Here is a 15,038-nt window from a genome sequence, read left to right as displayed (position 1 = left end):
TCGCCCGATCTCCTTAAAGCAGTGACTTGCGCAGGTCGGCCATGACTTCGGCCAGGTATGCGGTGAAGCGTGCGGCCATCGCGCCGTCGATCACGCGGTGGTCGTACGACAGCGACAGCGGCAGCATCAGGCGCGGCTGGAATGCCTTGCCGTCCCATACCGGCTTCATCGACGACTTGGACAGGCCAAGGATCGCCACTTCCGGTGCGTTGATGATCGGCGTGAACGCCGTGCCGCCAATGCCGCCCAGCGACGAGATCGTGAAGGTCGCGCCCTGCATGTTGGCCGGGCTCAGTTTGCCTTCGCGCGCCTGGCCGGACAGCTCGCCCATTTCGGTCGCGATCTGCGAGATCGATTTCTTGTCGGCGTCCTTGATGACAGGGACCACCAGGCCGTTCGGCGTGTCCGCCGCGAAGCCGATGTTGTAGTACTGCTTGAGAATCAGGTTGGCGCCGGTGCCGTCGATCGATGCGTTGAACGCCGGGTACTTCTTCAGCGCGGCGACGCTGGCCTTGATCACAAACGCCAGCATGGTCAGCTTGACGGTGGACTTGGCCTTGGCCAGTGCGGCGTTCGAATCGACGCGGAACTGTTCGAGGTCGGTCACGTCGGATTCGTCGAACTGCGTCACGTGCGGGATCATCACCCAGTTGCGATGCAGGTTCGGGCCGCTGATCTTCTTGATGCGCGACAGCGGCAGCAGTTCGGTCGGGCCGAACTTCGAGAAGTCGAGCGACGGCCATGGCAGCAGGTCGAGGCCCACGCCGGTGCCGCCGCCTGCGGCAGCTGCGCCATTGCCTGGCGCGCCGCTGGAGAGGACGCCCTTGACGAAGTTCTGCACGTCTTGCTGGGTGATGCGGCCTTTAGGACCGCTGCCGGGCACGCGGGTCAGGTCGACGCCCAGTTCGCGCGCGAACTTGCGGATCGACGGCGACGCGTGGGCTTTGCCGTTCGAGACTGGCGCTGGTGCGGCTGCAGCCGGTGCTGGTGCTGGCGCAGGCGCTGCAGCAGGTGCTGGTGCAGGTGCTAGCGCAGCGGCGGCAGGCGCCGGTGCGGCCGGAGCGGCTGCAGGTGCCGCCGGCGCCTCTGCTGCTGCGCCGCCTTCGGCAGCTTCGAGCGTCAGCAGCAGCGAGCCTTCGGCCACTTTGTCGCCTACCTTGATTTTGATTTCCTTGACCACGCCAGCATGGCTGGACGGGATCTCCATGCTTGCCTTGTCGGATTCGACCGTGGCCAGCGACTGGTCGACCTTGATGGTGTCGCCCGGCTTGACCATCAGCTCGATCACTTCGACTTCCTTGAAGTCGCCGATATCCGGGACTTTAACTTCCACTACGCTCATATCGTTGCTCCGTTCTTATTTGATTAGCCGCGTCGTTCCCGCGAAGGCGGGGACCCATGCTGAGCGTGCTACTCACCTTCAGCATGGGTTCCCGCTTTCGCGGGAACGACGGGGTTTTTATTGAGTCACCGGATTTGGCTTGTTCGGATCGATGCCGTACTTCGCTACCGCGTCAGCGACAACCGATGCGGCGATCGTGCCCTCTTCCGCCAGCGACTTCAGCGCCGCAACGGTAATGTAGTAGCGGTTCACTTCGAAGAACTCGCGCAGCTTGACGCGGCTGTCCGAGCGGCCGAAACCGTCGGTGCCCAGCACGCGGTAGGTGCGGCCCTTCGGCATGAACGCGCGGATCTGCTCTGCGAACAGGCGCATGTAGTCGGTCGTCGCAACGATCGGACCACTGGTCTTGTCCATCAGCGACGTCACGTAAGGAACACGCGCCGTAGCGGTCGGGTTGACCAGGTTCCAGCGTTCGCAATCCTGGCCATCGCGCGCCACCAGGGTCAGCGACGGTGCGGACCAGATATCGGCCGCGATGCCCCAGTCCTTCAGCAGCAGTTCGGCGGCGAAAATGGACTCGCGCAAGATGGTGCCCGAGCCGATCAGCTGCACGCGCTGCTTGGCATTCGCATCGCCTTCCTGGAGCAGGTACATGCCCTTCAGGATGCCTTCTTCGCTGCCAGGCTTGAGGCCCGGATGCGTGTAGTTCTCGTTCATCAGCGTGATGTAGTAGAACACGTCCTGCTGTTCGGCCACCATGCGGCGCAGGCCGTCCTGCACGATGACTGCGACTTCGTGCGCGAAGGTCGGGTCGTACGGCATGCAGTTAGGGATGGTCGCCGCCATGATGTGGCTGTGGCCATCTTCGTGCTGCAGGCCTTCGCCGTTGAGCGTGGTGCGTCCTGCGGTGCCGCCCATCAGGAAGCCGCGCGCGCGCATGTCGCCTGCCGCCCAGGCCAGGTCGCCGATACGCTGCATGCCGAACATCGAGTAGAAGGTGTAGAACGGGATCATCACGCGGTTGTTGGTCGAGTACGACGTCGCCGCTGCGATCCACGAGCTCATGCCACCCGCTTCGTTGATGCCTTCCTGGAGGATCTGGCCGGCCTTGTCTTCGCGGTAGTACATTACCTGGTCCTTGTCGACCGGCTCGTACAACTGGCCCTGCTGGTTGAAGATGCCGATCTGGCGGAACAGGCCTTCCATGCCGAAGGTGCGCGATTCATCGACCAGGATCGGCACGATGCGCTGGCCCAGGTTCTGGTCGCGCAGCAGCGTCGAGATGATGCGCACAAACGCCTGCGTGGTCGAGATTTCGCGGCCTTCCGCGGTGGCGTCGAGCACGTTCTGGAATGCCGACAGTTCCGGCACTGGCAGGACTTCTTCAGCTTTCTCGCGGCGCTGCGGCAGGTAGCCGCCGAGCGCCTTGCGGCGTTCGTGCAGGTACTGCATTTCCGGCGAATCGTCGGCAGGCTTGAAGAACGGGATGTCCTTCAGCTTGTCGTCCGGGATCGGGATGGCGAAGCGGTCGCGCATTTCGCGGATTGCCTCGTCGTCCAGCTTCTTGGTCTGGTGCGCGGTGTTGCGCGCTTCGCCAGACTTGCCCATGCCGAAGCCCTTGACGGTCTTCACCAGCAGCACGGTCGGGCTGCCCTTGTTGTCCTGCGCGTTCTTGAACGCGGCGTAGATCTTGTGCGGATCGTGGCCGCCGCGGGTCAGGCGCCAGATGTCGTCGTCGGTCATGTTGGCGACCATCTTCAGCAGCTCAGGGTGCTTGCCGAAGAAGTGCTTGCGCACGTAGGCGCCGTCCTTGGCCTTGTAGTTCTGGTATTCGCCGTCGACGGTTTCCATCATCACGCGCTGCAGGATGCCGTCCTTGTCCTTGGCCAGCAGGGTGTCCCAGCCCGGGCCCCAGATCACCTTGACCACGTTCCAGCCGGCGCCGCGGAAGTCCGCTTCCAGTTCCTGGATGATCTTGCCGTTGCCGCGCACAGGGCCGTCAAGGCGCTGCAGGTTGCAGTTGACGACCATGACCAGGTTGTCGAGGCGCTCGCGCGAGGCCATGCCGATCGCGCCCATCGATTCCGGCTCGTCCATCTCGCCGTCGCCGCAGAAGACCCAGACCTTGCGGTTCTCGGTGTCGGCGATGCCGCGCGCATGCAGGTACTTCAGGAAGCGCGCCTGGTAGATCGCCATCAGCGGGCCAAGGCCCATCGACACGGTCGGGAACTGCCAGAAGTTCGGCATCAGTTTAGGGTGCGGATAGGACGACAGGCCTTTGCCGTCGACTTCGCGGCGGAAGTTCAGCAGCTGTTCTTCGCTGATGCGGCCTTCGAGGTAGGCGCGCGCGTAGATGCCTGGCGAGGAGTGGCCCTGGATGTACAGCAGGTCGCCGCCGTGGCCTTCGCTAGGCGCTTTCCAGAAGTGGTTGAAGCCGATGCCGAGCATGTTTGCCAGCGAAGCGAACGACGAGATGTGGCCGCCCAGGTCGCCGTCGGCGCGGTTGGCCTTGACCACCATCGCCATCGCGTTCCAGCGCATCCACGAGCGCAGGCGCTCTTCGAATTCCAGGTTGCCTGGGCAGTGCTCTTCCAGGTGGGCGGGGATGGTGTTGACGTATGCGGTGTTGCTGGAGAATGGGATGGTGGCGCCGCGGCGGCGGGCCAGGTCGACCAGGCGCTCCATCAGGTAGTGCGCGCGCTCTGGGCCTTCGTTTTCGATGACCGCTTCGAGCGCATCGAGCCATTCCCTGGTTTCGAGCGTATCCGGATCGTTGGCGGCTTGTGCCGTCAACTGGTCGAGTTGAGCTGACATTGGTGCGTCTCCTTTGTTAGTGCCCCACCCGATCCCGGGATCGCTAGTCGGACGTTTTTGCTAAGTGTTTAAAAATACCATTAATTAGTATGGAGATTCTAACAGCACTATTGAAGATTTTCAAATTGCGGAAGATCGTTTCATATTGTGGAATCTACGTATTCCCGTCGGGCGCGAGATAGCGCCGACGCCTTATAATCCGTATTTTCCCTGCCCTATTGACAATCATGCCTGCTCAACTGATCGACGGAATCGCCCTCTCCCAACAACTGCGCGCGGAAATTGCCCAGCGCGCCGCCGCGCTGGCCGCCAAGGGCAAGCAGCCCGGCCTCGCCGTCATCCTGGTGGGGGAAGATCCAGCCAGCCAGGTCTATGTGCGCAACAAGGTCAAGGCCTGCGGCGACGTTGGCTTCCACTCGGTGCTCGAAAAATACGACGCCGACCTGAGTGAAGCGGCCCTGCTCGACCGCATCGCCTCGCTCAACGCCGACCCGTCAATCCACGGTATCCTCGTACAGATGCCGCTGCCGAAGCACATCAACCCGCACAAGGTCATCGAAGCGATTTCGACCACCAAGGACGTCGACGGCTACTCGGTGTTGTCGGCCGGCGAGCTGATGACCGGCCTGACCGGCTTCCGCCCATGCACCCCGTACGGCTGCATGAAGCTGATCGAAAGCACCGGCATTGACCTGCGTGGTAAACACGCGGTGGTCATCGGGCGCAGCAACACGGTCGGCAAGCCAATGGGCCTGCTGCTCTTGCAAGCCAACGCCACCGTGACCATATGCCATAGCGCGACCCCGGACCTGGGCTACTTCACCCGCCAGGCCGACGTGGTGGTCGCCGCCGTCGGACGCCGCAATACGCTGACCGCCGACATGGTCAAGCCAGGCGCGGTCGTCATCGACGTGGGCATGAACCGCGACGACAACGGCAAGCTGTGTGGCGACGTCGATACCGCGGGCGTGCGCGAAGTGGCCTCCCACATCACCCCGGTACCGGGTGGCGTGGGGCCGATGACGATTACGATGCTGCTGATGAATACGGTGGAAGCAGCGGAACGAACTTAATTAGCGCGGCAAGGCCGCGAACAACGAACTGGAAAAAGACATGACGACTACTACTGCAAACCCACTCCTCGACTTTTCCGGCCTGCCGCGCTTTGATCAATTCAAGCCCGAACACGTAACCCCGGCGATCGATGAACTGATCGCCAAGGCCAGCGCGGTCGTTACCAGCCTAGAAGCGCCGGGCGAGCACGTCACCTGGGAAAACTTCGTCGTGCCGCTCGAAGAATCGACCGAGCGCCTGGGCCGCGCCTGGGGCATCGTCAACCACCTGAACAACGTGGCCGACACGCCCGAACTGCGCGCCGCCTACAACGAAAACCTGCCGAAGGTGACCGAATTCTGGACCGCGCTGGCCCAGAATGAAGCGCTGTTCGCCAAGTACAAGGCGATTGCCGCCAGCCCTGAATACAACACGCTGTCCGACGCGCGCAAAAAGCTGGTCGGCAATGCGGTGCGCGACTTCCGCCTCGGCGGCGCCGAGCTGCCGGCCGAGCGCAAGGCGCGCTTCGCCGAGATCCAGGAACAGCAGGCGGCCGTATCGACCCGCTTCTCCGAGAACGTGCTCGACGCAACCAACGACTACAAGCTGCTGGTCGAGAGCGAGGCCGACCTCGCGGGCGTGCCCGATGATGTGAAGCAGGCCGCGCGCGCGGCCGCTGAAGCCGACGGCAAGACCGGCTTCCAGTTCACGCTGCACTTCCCTTCGTACTTCCCGCTGCTGCAGTTCGCCGACAAGCGCGAACTGCGCGAGACCATCTACCGCGCCAGCGCCACCAAGGCGTCGGAACAAGGCACCTTCTTCAGCGAGATGGAAAAGTGGGACAACAGCGAAAACATCTCGACCCTGCTCAAGCTGCGCAATGAAGAAGCGCGCCTGCTCGACTACCGCAACTTCGCCGAAGTGTCGCTGGTGCCGAAGATGGCGCAAAGCCCTGAGCACGTGATCGAGTTCCTCGAAGACCTGGCCAGGCGCGCGCGCCCGTACGCCGAGAAGGACCTGGCCGAACTGCGCGCGTTTGCAAAGGACGAACTGGGCATCGACAAGCTCGAAGCCTGGGACGTGGCCTACGCATCGGAAAAGCTGCGCGAGCAGCGCTACGCGTTCTCGGCGCAGGAAGTGAAGGAATACTTCCCGGAGCCGAAGGTCATCGACGGCCTGTTCCGCCTTGTGCAAACCCTGTTCTCGGTACAGATCAAACCAGACACCGCGCCAGTGTGGCATCCGGATGTGCGCTTCTACCGCATCGAGCGCGACGGCCAGCTGGTCGGCCAGTTCTACTTCGACCTGTACGCCCGTGCCGGCAAAGGCGGCGGCGCATGGATGGACGACGCGCGCGGCCGCAAGCTGGACACCGGCGGCGTGGTGCAGACGCCGATCGCCTACCTGACCTGTAACTTCACGCCGCCAGCAACCGTCGACGGCCAGCTGCAGCCATCGCTGTTCACGCACGACGAAGTGACCACCTTGTTCCACGAATTCGGCCACGGCCTGCACCACATGCTGACCGAAGTCGAAGAGCTGGGCGTGTCGGGCATCTCCGGCGTCGAGTGGGATGCGGTCGAACTGCCATCGCAGTTCATGGAAAACTTCTGCTGGGAGTGGGACGTACTGCAGCACATGACGGCGCACGTGAAGACTGGCGAACCGCTGCCGCGCGCGCTGTACGACAAGATGCTGGCCGCGAAGAACTTCCAGTCCGGGATGCAGACCCTGCGCCAGGTCGAGTTCTCGCTGGTCGACATGCACCTGCACTACGACTACGACCCGGCCAGCGCGCGCAGCGTGCAGGAACTGATCAACGAAGTACGCGAGAAGTTCTCGGTGATGATGCCGCCATCGTTCAACCGCTTCCAGCACTCGTTCGGGCATATCTTCTCAGGCGGGTACGCCGCCGGTTACTATAGCTACAAGTGGGCAGAAGTCCTGTCCGCGGATGCTTACGCCGCGTTTGAAGAAGCGGTGGAAGCGGGTGGCGGCAAACTGTCGGAAGAAACCGGCAAGCGCTTCCAGCGGGAGATCCTGGCGATGGGCGGCTCGCGCCCGGCGCTCGAATCGTTCAAGGCCTTCCGCGGCCGCGAACCGAACATCGACGCCCTGTTGCGGCATAGCGGCATGAAGGCCTGATGGGCCTCACGCTGCGGGAGACGGTATGAAAGTGGCAAAGATGGTTCCTGCGGCGGTTGGCGTTGTGCTGCTCCTGGCTGGGGCGGGCGCCAGCGCGCAGATCTACAAATGGGTCGATGCGAAGGGCGTGACGCATTACAGCGACACGCCGCCTGCGTCTAAACAGGCCGAGGTCAAGGCGTATGGCGGCAAGGCCGCAACCTTGGTGCCGCTGCCATACGAACTGGCCCGCGCTGTGCGCGCGGCGCCGGTGACGCTCTACACGATCGCAAAATGCAAGGCCTGCGACGACGGCCGCGCCCTGCTGAAAGCGCGTGGCGTTCCGTTTTCCGAAAAGACGGTGACCACCGCGGCCGACCAGGAAAAGCTGAAGGAGGCAGGCAGCGACGGGCAGTTGCCGCTGCTGCTGGTGGGCCGCAGCAAGCTGCTTGGCTTCCAGCTTGAAGCCTGGAACAGCGCGCTCACCAACGCCTCCTACCCGGCGACGAGCATGCTGCCGTCGCGCTACCGTTATGCGGAGGCTGTCGCCGCTGCTCCCGTGGCGGCGGGACCGTCGCCCGAAGAACTTGCGCGTGAAGCGGCGCGTGCTGCGCAATCCGAAGCTGCGGCTACGGCTGCGCGCGACGCCGAAGCCCGCGAAAAGAAAAAGACCAACACAGCGCCAGCCTTCCAATTCTGACCACATGACACGCATCGACTTCCACACCAATATCCCCGACAAGCTCACTTACGCCTGCCGGCTGGCCCGCAAGGCCTATGCGGCGAACGGCAAGCTGGTGCTGCTGGCGGAGGACGCCGCGCAGGCCGCGGCGCTCAATGAAGCGTTATGGACGCTGTCCGAAACCGACTTCCTGCCGCACGTGCTGGCTGGCGACGCGCTCGCGGCGCGGACGCCGATTATCGTCACCGATAATGAAGAAGCCGAGCTGCCGCATGCGGACATGCTGGTGAACCTGACGCGGCGGGTGCCATCGACGGTGGACCGGTTCCAGCGCGTGTTCGAGATTATCTCCACCGATGAAGAAGACGCCGCGGCGGGGCGCAAGCGCTATGTCGCGTACAAGCAGCAATCCTATCCACTGACCCATTTTGTCGCAGGACAGACATGAGCAACCAGGTTTTCGACGCCAGCATTCCGGTACTGACCGAAGTTTTCGAAGACAAGGCGCAAGCGCCTGTGCAGGATGCCCTGCACGCGGACCTTGAGCAGCGCGCCATTGACACCTGGAGCGAGCCGGAGTGGACGCTGCTTGAGCGGCGGCTGTCCGAGCGGATTTTGCAGCAGCTGCAGGGCCGGGTCGACTTCGTGCTGGAGCAAAGGCTCAAGGACAGCATGGAAGAAGTGCTGCGGCACGCGGTAGCGGGGCTGACGGCGGAGATCCAGCAGGGGCTGCAGCAAACGATCGAAAAGATCGTGGTGCGGGCCGTGGCGCAGGAGCTCGCGCACCTGCAAACCCTCAAGAAGTAAAAGCCAGCACCCTCTTGATGTAGGGCGGACAAGCGCGAAGCGCGCCTCCGCATGCATGCCCCCGGCGGAGGCGCTGCCGCTGCCCCATTCCGGGCTTTCAACTACTTACAAATCCCGCCAAATCCCGGTGCACCGCGCCCTGCCTCGGTGCGTTAACCCGTCAAGGCCAATTAAATTTAAGTTTAGCCTTTGCTAAGCTTTTAATTTGTTGTACCTTTTGCCTACGCAAAAATTCATAAAGGCGTCACGAACGCCTGTTTTCTACCACTTGGAGGAAGTATATGCAGTTCACGACGAAACTCATTCCACTCGCCATTGCGATCGCCTTTGCCGGCTCAGCCAGTGCCCAGGAAGTCGTCCGCATCGGCCACGTTGGCCCGATCTCCGGCGCCAGCGCGCACCTCGGCAAGGACAATGAAAACGGCGCAAAGATGGCGGTTGAGGAATTGAACGCCAAGGGCTTCACCCTGGGCGGCAAGAAAGTCAAGATCGAACTGCTGCTGGAAGACGACGGCGCCGATCCAAAGCAAGGCACCGCAGTGGCCCAGAAACTGGTCGACGCCAAAGTAAATGGCGTAATCGGCCACCTGAATTCGGGCACCACGGTTCCGGCATCGAAGATCTATCACGACGCCGGCATCCCACAGATCTCGCCGTCGGCAACCACGCCGCAGTACACCAAGCAAGGCTTCAAGTCGGCATTCCGCGTTGTCGCGAACGACAACAAGCTCGGTGGTACGCTGGGCGCCTACGCCGTGGACACCCTGAAGGCGAAGAACATCGCCGTGATCGACGACCGCTCGGCCTACGGCCAGGGCGTGGCAGACGAATTCGTTAAAGGCGCGAAGAAGAAGTTCCCTGGCGTGAAAATCGTCGGCAAGGAATTCACCAACCCGAACGCAACCGACTTCACCGCCATCCTGACCTCGATCAAGGCCAAGAAGCCTGACCTGATCTTCTTCGGCGGCATGGACGCAGTGGGCGGGCCGATGCTCAAGCAAATGAAGGCGCTGGGCATCCAGGCCAAGTTCATGGGCGGCGACGGCATCTGTACCGAAGCGCTGTCGCGCCTGGCGGGCGACGGCCTGGGCGAAGGCAACGTGACCTGCGCCGAAGCTGGCGGCGTCAAGGGCCCGCAGGAGAAGGTGATGGCCGACTTCCGCACCCGCTACAAGGCCAAGTACAACGCCGACGTGCAACTGTACGCACCGTACGTGTACGACGCTGTGATGGTAATGGCGACCGCGATGAAGAACGCCAACTCGGCCGATCCTGCCAAGTACCTGCCTGAACTGAAGAAGATCAAGTACCAGGGCGTCACCGGCAACATCGAGTTCGATCCGAAAGGTGACATCAAGAACGGCGCGCTGACCCTGTTTACCTACAAGGGCGGCAAGAAGACCAAGATGGACGTAATCTACTAATCGCACCAGCCTCGCCGGGGACCTTGTTCCCGGTGAGGAAACGATAGACGTAAAAAAAACGCACCGATGGTGCGTTTTTGTTTTGGCGGACTGGAGAAGATTTACTTCTGCGCCATGACCCATTTGACCAGGGTCTTCGCCTCGGCTTCGCTCACCTGCGGGTTAGCTGGCATTGGAACCGCGCCCCAGGCGCCCGCGCCGCCCTTCAGCACTTTGGCCGTCAGCTTCGCTTCCGCATCTTTCTGGCCGGCGTACTTGGCCGCCACATCCTTGAACGCAGGGCCAACCAGCTTGTTTGCAACCGCGTGGCAAGCCATGCAGTTCTTTGCCTTCGCCAGGTCTGCACTCGCCATGGCGCTCGAAGAAGCCAGCGCCGACATCGCCACAACTACCAACAGGGACCGTTTCATTTATTTCTCCAAGATAACAAAAACCACAAACGGCATTTTACCGCGTAATTCACACGCTCACAGGCGGGACTCTCATTTCCTTAACGCAGGAGCCGCCGCCCCGGTTGACGCCGTGTTGCACCAAGGACACACCAAAATTCCCACGGTCTCGGCGAAACTTTGTAAGATGCTCCCCAGAAAAGGAGTTTCCCATGCCACTCATCATTCTCATCGTCCTGCTGGTAGGCCTGCGCTATTTCGAAGTCTGGCGATTCGCCGAGATCTCGTGGTGGTGGATTGTTGGCCTGATGGTGGTTGCGTTCATTTGGTTCGAGTACATCGAGAAGCTGCTCGGCCTGGACAAGAAAAAGCAGCACAACATCGACGAACAGCGCCGCAAGGACCGGGTCAAGCAAAGCTTCGACAAGACCCGCAAGTAAGTTTTTCCAGAATCGGGGTCAGACCCCGATTTTGGAAATATTCCTCCAACTTCGGGGTCTGACCCCGATTTTGGAAATGTTCCTTTAACTTCGTGGTCTGACCCCGATTTTGGAAATGTTCCTTTAACGTCGGGGTCTGACCCCGATTTTGCGACCCGGGGGACGGACTGGGTCACGCGTAACTTCGGGGTCAGACCCCGATTTTGGAAATGTTCCTTTAACTTCGTGGTCTGACCCCGATTTTGGAAATGTTCCTTTAACTTCGGGGTCTGACCCCGATTTTGCGACCCGGGGGACGGACTGGGTCACGCGTACCCCGAATTGAGTAAGCGAAGGTTTTTGTTAGCCGGTGACGGCGCCTTTGCTAGCGGTCGATGTCAACGCGGCAAACTTCGCGAGCACGCCACGGGTGTAGCGCGGCGCTGGTTGCTTCCATTCGGCGCGGCGGCGGGCGATTTCTTCGTCGGGAACATTCAGCTGGATCAGCAGCTGGTGCGCGTCGATCGTGACCGAGTCGCCCTCGTGTACCAGTGCAATCGTGCCGCCGTCGAACGCTTCCGGCGAGACGTGCCCCACCACCATCCCCCAGGTGCCGCCCGAGAAGCGCCCGTCCGTGATCAGCCCGACCGAGTCGCCCATGCCCTTGCCGATCAGCGCCGAGGTCGGCGCCAGCATTTCCGGCATGCCCGGCCCACCCTTCGGTCCCAGGTAGCGCATTACCAGCACGTCGCCTGGCTTGATCTGGTCGGCGAGAATCGCTTCCATCGCCGCGTGTTCGTCGTTAAACACGCGCGCCGGACCGGTGATCGCCGGGTTCTTCAGTCCGGTGATCTTGGCCACGCAGCCTTCCGGCGACAGGTTGCCCTTCAAAATCGCCAGGTGCCCCTCGGCATACAGGGCCTTGTCCAGCGGGCGGATCACGTCCTGGTTCGGGTTGAGCGCCGGCACATCGGCCAGTTCTTCGGCAATCGTGCGGCCAGTGATGGTCATGCAGTCGCCATTGAGCAAGCCGCCGTCGAGCAGCAACTTGAGCACTTGCGGGATGCCGCCGGCCTTGTGCAGGTCGGTGGCCACGTATTGCCCGGACGGCTTCAGGTTGCAGATGACCGGGACTTTGCGGCGCATGCGCTCGAAGTCGTCGATGCTCCATTCAACTTCCGCCGCGTGCGCAATGGCGAGGTAATGCAGCACCGCATTGGTCGAACCGCCGGTCGCCATGATCAGCGCCACGGCATTTTCAATCGATTCGCGGGTGATGATGTCGCGCGGCTTGAGGTCGCGCTTGACCGCTTCCACCAGCACGCGCGCCGACTCGGCCGCGGAACCGACTTTTTCGTCGTCGGGATTGGCCATCGTCGACGAGTACATCAGCGACATGCCCAGCGCCTCAAACGATGAGGACATGGTGTTTGCCGTGTACATCCCGCCGCAGGAGCCTGACGACGGGCAGGCATTGCGTTCGATGCCGTCGAAATCTTCCTTCGACATGCGCCCGGCCGTAAACTCGCCGACCGCTTCGAACGAGGAAACGATGGTCAGGTCCTTGCCCTTCCAGTTGCCCGGCTTGATGGTGCCACCGTAGACGTAAATCGCCGGAACATTGGTGCGCGCCATCGCGATCATCCCCCCCGGCATGTTCTTGTCGCAGCCGCCAATCGCCATCACGCCGTCCATCCATTGCCCGTTGACCGCGGTTTCGATGCAGTCAGCGATCACTTCGCGCGAGATCAGCGAATACTTCATGCCTTCGGTGCCCATCGACATGCCGTCCGAAATCGTCGGCGTACCAAATACCTGCGGGTTGGCGCCGGCTTCACGAACCGCACTGATGGCGATATCGGCAAGTTTCTGCAAGCCCGAGTTGCACGGGGTGATGGTCGAGTGGCCGTTGGCGATGCCGATCATCGGCTTGTCGAAGTCGGCTTCCTTGTAACCCAGCGCGTAATACATTGAGCGGTTCGGACTGCGGGCGACGCCTTCGGTGACGTTGCGGGATCGGCGGTTGTAGCGCGGCGTGTCGGCCATGGTGGACTCCTGTTTTCTGATCTTGTCAGAATGCCTCCGACACAGAGGCAAGTCAAATACCGAATGCAGTGCTCTGTGATACTGTACGCATATCACAGAAGCCAAAACGAAACGAAAAGCATATCAATGAACCTGGAGCTACGCCAACTCCGCTATTTCGTCGCCGTCGCCGAAGAACTTCACTTCGGCAAGGCGGCGGACCGGCTTCACATGACGCAGCCGCCCCTGTCGCAAGCCATCCACGCGCTGGAGGACATGCTCGGCTCGCCCCTGTTCGTGCGCAACCGCCGCGCCGTAACGCTTGCGCCCGCCGGCGAGGCATTGTTGCCGGAGGCGCGCCGCATGCTCGCGCAAGCGGCCGAGATCCCCGGACTGGTGTCGCGCGCGGCCGGCGGCGAATCGGGCCGCCTGTCGCTCGCGTTCGTGTCGTCGGCCGACTACAGCGTGCTGCCGCCCTTCCTGCGCAATTACCGTGCAGCGTATCCGCAGGTCCAGATTGTGCTGCAGGAGGCGACGTCCGATATCCAGGTCGACGACTTGCTGCGCGAGCGCATCGACGCCGGCCTGATCATCCCTCCGTTGCCCGAGAAAGCCTTGCCCCTCCTCGACTACCTGAAAGTCCTCGACGAGCCGCTGGTCCTGGCCGCCCCCGTCGGGCTCGATGCCTTGTGCTCGCCCGGCCCCGTCTGGCTAAAGGACTTGCCGCGGATGCCTTTGATCATCTTCCCGCGCCCAATCGCCCCGGCCTTGCACGACGCCATCCTGGCGGTGTTCCGCGCCGCCGGCATCACGCCCGAAGTCGGGCAGGAGGCGATCCAGATGCAGACCATCGTCAGCCTCGTGTCGGCAGGCATGGGGTTGGCACTTGTGCCACAATCCGTGAGCAACCTGATGCGCCCCGGCGTAGAATACCGGGCGCTGCATGACCCCACGCCGCTGGTGGAAACCGGCCTGGCGTGGCGCAGCGACAACGCATCCCCCGTGTTGCAAGGATTCCTCGACTTACTAAGAAAGAATATAAAGACATGCTGACCCATCCGATGCCGGATCCCGTAGCCCTTCAACTCGGCCCCGTGGCCATCCACTGGTACGGCCTGATGTACGTGGTGGCGTTCGGCCTCTTTTTGCTGCTGGGCCGGGTGCGCGTCAAGCAACCGCACATTGCCGCGCAGGGCTGGAAGAACGAGGACCTCGACGACATGCTGTTCTACGGCATGCTAGGCGTGGTGATTGGCGGCCGGCTTGGCGAAGTGCTGTTCTATCAGCCGCAACATTTCTTCGCGAATCCCATCGAAATCTTCAAGGTCTGGAAAGGCGGCATGTCTTTCCACGGCGGCTTCATCGGCGTGCTGGTCGCCATGTCGCTTTGGGCGCGCAAGTCGAAACGCAATGTGCTCGACGTGTATGACTTCATCGCCCCGCTGGTTCCGCTTGGCTACGCGGCCGGCCGAATCGGCAATTTCATCAATGCAGAACTTCCTGGCCGCCTGGCCGATCCGAGCTTGCCGTGGGCAATGCTGTGGCCCGGCGTGGAAGGTCCGCGCCATCCGTCGCCGCTGTACCAAGCGCTGGTCGATGGTTTGCTGGTGTTCGTACTGCTGTGGATGTATTCGCGTAAGGCGCGTCCGCGTCTGGCTGTCGGCGCGATGTTCACGCTGCTGTACGGCTGCGCGCGCTTCTTTACAGAATACTTCCGCGTGCCGGACTGGCAGGTGACGGTGGCCGGCGTTCCGATCACCTCGGGCCAGATGCTGTCGCTGCCGATGATCGTCGCAGCGATTGCGATGCTGGTATGGGCCTACTCGCGTGAGGGCAGGCAGCCGGTCCGGGCCTGACACTACATAGTCGGCGGATGACGCGCTTGCGCGCTCTTCCGCCCTACTATCGCAACCGTTTTTGTAGGGCGGAAAAGCGCGCAGCGCGTCATCCGCCGAATGC

13 protein-coding genes are annotated in these 15,038 nt (G+C 62.2%); 9 read left to right on the top strand and 4 right to left on the bottom strand.

The features are described 5' to 3' along the window. Positions 1 to 13 precede the first annotated feature (13 nt). Entirely contained in the window at positions 14 to 1,342 is a 1,329-nt protein-coding gene (gene aceF, locus LMJ30_RS09440; protein ID WP_229432100.1) for a dihydrolipoyllysine-residue acetyltransferase, read from the bottom strand. Positions 1,343 to 1,459: 117 nt separating this feature from the next. Beyond that, positions 1,460 to 4,156: a pyruvate dehydrogenase (acetyl-transferring), homodimeric type gene (gene aceE, locus LMJ30_RS09435; RefSeq protein WP_229432099.1), complete on the bottom strand. Its 2,697-nt coding sequence runs from the start codon at positions 4,154 to 4,156 to the stop codon at positions 1,460 to 1,462. A 227-nt stretch (positions 4,157 to 4,383) separates the two neighbouring features. Between aceE and folD the strand changes: the two genes are divergently transcribed. From folD to LMJ30_RS09405, 6 genes are all read left to right on the top strand, one after another. Beyond that, on the top strand, positions 4,384 to 5,229 hold the full coding sequence (gene folD, locus LMJ30_RS09430) for a bifunctional methylenetetrahydrofolate dehydrogenase/methenyltetrahydrofolate cyclohydrolase FolD (protein ID WP_229432098.1): 846 nt from the start codon (positions 4,384 to 4,386) through the stop codon (positions 5,227 to 5,229). Positions 5,230 to 5,269: 40 nt separating this feature from the next. After that, entirely contained in the window at positions 5,270 to 7,354 is a 2,085-nt protein-coding gene (locus LMJ30_RS09425) for a M3 family metallopeptidase (protein WP_229432097.1), read from the top strand. Between the two features lie 25 nt (positions 7,355 to 7,379). Next, positions 7,380 to 8,033 carry a glutaredoxin family protein gene (locus LMJ30_RS09420; RefSeq protein WP_229432096.1) on the top strand — a complete coding sequence of 218 codons (654 nt, stop codon included), beginning with the start codon at positions 7,380 to 7,382 and terminating at the stop codon, positions 8,031 to 8,033. Between the two features lie 4 nt (positions 8,034 to 8,037). Continuing rightward, positions 8,038 to 8,463, top strand: coding sequence for a DNA polymerase III subunit chi (locus LMJ30_RS09415; protein ID WP_229432095.1), 426 nt, complete (start codon positions 8,038 to 8,040; stop codon positions 8,461 to 8,463). Next, positions 8,460 to 8,822, top strand: coding sequence for a DUF2486 family protein (locus LMJ30_RS09410; RefSeq protein ID WP_229432094.1), 363 nt, complete (start codon positions 8,460 to 8,462; stop codon positions 8,820 to 8,822). Before LMJ30_RS09415 ends, LMJ30_RS09410 begins: the two co-directional genes overlap by 4 nt. 281 nt (positions 8,823 to 9,103) lie before the next feature. Next, positions 9,104 to 10,246, top strand: a complete 1,143-nt coding sequence (locus LMJ30_RS09405; protein ID WP_229432093.1) for a branched-chain amino acid ABC transporter substrate-binding protein — start codon at positions 9,104 to 9,106, stop codon at positions 10,244 to 10,246. A 101-nt stretch (positions 10,247 to 10,347) separates the two neighbouring features. On the opposite strand, the gene LMJ30_RS09400 is transcribed toward LMJ30_RS09405, so the two are convergent. Continuing rightward, entirely contained in the window at positions 10,348 to 10,656 is a 309-nt protein-coding gene (locus LMJ30_RS09400; protein ID WP_229432092.1) for a c-type cytochrome, read from the bottom strand. Positions 10,657 to 10,847: 191 nt separating this feature from the next. On the opposite strand from LMJ30_RS09400, the gene LMJ30_RS09395 reads away from it, so the two are divergent. Next, positions 10,848 to 11,075 carry a TIGR04438 family Trp-rich protein gene (locus tag LMJ30_RS09395; RefSeq protein ID WP_229432091.1) on the top strand — a complete coding sequence of 76 codons (228 nt, stop codon included), beginning with the start codon at positions 10,848 to 10,850 and terminating at the stop codon, positions 11,073 to 11,075. A 342-nt stretch (positions 11,076 to 11,417) separates the two neighbouring features. Here LMJ30_RS09395 and ilvD read toward each other — a convergent pair whose 3' ends face one another. Beyond that, positions 11,418 to 13,100: a dihydroxy-acid dehydratase gene (gene ilvD / locus LMJ30_RS09390; protein WP_229432090.1), complete on the bottom strand. Its 1,683-nt coding sequence runs from the start codon at positions 13,098 to 13,100 to the stop codon at positions 11,418 to 11,420. Positions 13,101 to 13,226: 126 nt separating this feature from the next. Here ilvD and LMJ30_RS09385 point away from each other — a divergent pair, with 126 nt between their 5' ends. Further along, positions 13,227 to 14,132 (top strand): LysR family transcriptional regulator, encoded by a 906-nt coding sequence (locus LMJ30_RS09385; protein ID WP_229432089.1) that lies wholly within the window; start codon positions 13,227 to 13,229, stop codon positions 14,130 to 14,132. After that, a complete protein-coding gene (gene lgt, locus LMJ30_RS09380; protein WP_229432088.1) occupies positions 14,126 to 14,935 on the top strand; it encodes a prolipoprotein diacylglyceryl transferase in 810 nt (269 codons plus the stop codon). The genes LMJ30_RS09385 and lgt overlap by 7 nt, the downstream gene beginning before the upstream one ends. Positions 14,936 to 15,038 lie beyond the last annotated feature (103 nt).

Origin of the sequence: Massilia agrisoli, assembly GCF_020831365.1 — a bacterium.
In the GTDB taxonomy this organism is placed as follows: domain Bacteria; phylum Pseudomonadota; class Gammaproteobacteria; order Burkholderiales; family Burkholderiaceae_D; genus Telluria_A; species Telluria_A agrisoli.
Note: the sequence above shows the minus strand (reverse complement) of the source record. Positions and strands in the feature narration are given on the sequence as shown.

Excerpts from the sequence above, each read along its gene's own strand:
- aceF (WP_229432100.1), bottom strand. The coding sequence starts at position 1,342 with ATGAGCGTAGTGGAAGTTAAAGTCCCGGATATCGGCGACTTCAAGGAA.
- aceE (WP_229432099.1), bottom strand. The coding sequence starts at position 4,156 with ATGTCAGCTCAACTCGACCAGTTGACGGCACAAGCCGCCAACGATCCG.
- folD (WP_229432098.1), top strand. The coding sequence starts at position 4,384 with ATGCCTGCTCAACTGATCGACGGAATCGCCCTCTCCCAACAACTGCGC.
- LMJ30_RS09425 (WP_229432097.1), top strand. The coding sequence starts at position 5,270 with ATGACGACTACTACTGCAAACCCACTCCTCGACTTTTCCGGCCTGCCG.
- LMJ30_RS09420 (WP_229432096.1), top strand. The coding sequence starts at position 7,380 with ATGAAAGTGGCAAAGATGGTTCCTGCGGCGGTTGGCGTTGTGCTGCTC.
- LMJ30_RS09415 (WP_229432095.1), top strand. The coding sequence starts at position 8,038 with ATGACACGCATCGACTTCCACACCAATATCCCCGACAAGCTCACTTAC.
- LMJ30_RS09410 (WP_229432094.1), top strand. The coding sequence starts at position 8,460 with ATGAGCAACCAGGTTTTCGACGCCAGCATTCCGGTACTGACCGAAGTT.
- LMJ30_RS09405 (WP_229432093.1), top strand. The coding sequence starts at position 9,104 with ATGCAGTTCACGACGAAACTCATTCCACTCGCCATTGCGATCGCCTTT.
- LMJ30_RS09400 (WP_229432092.1), bottom strand. The coding sequence starts at position 10,656 with ATGAAACGGTCCCTGTTGGTAGTTGTGGCGATGTCGGCGCTGGCTTCT.
- LMJ30_RS09395 (WP_229432091.1), top strand. The coding sequence starts at position 10,848 with ATGCCACTCATCATTCTCATCGTCCTGCTGGTAGGCCTGCGCTATTTC.
- ilvD (WP_229432090.1), bottom strand. The coding sequence starts at position 13,100 with ATGGCCGACACGCCGCGCTACAACCGCCGATCCCGCAACGTCACCGAA.
- LMJ30_RS09385 (WP_229432089.1), top strand. The coding sequence starts at position 13,227 with ATGAACCTGGAGCTACGCCAACTCCGCTATTTCGTCGCCGTCGCCGAA.
- lgt (WP_229432088.1), top strand. The coding sequence starts at position 14,126 with ATGCTGACCCATCCGATGCCGGATCCCGTAGCCCTTCAACTCGGCCCC.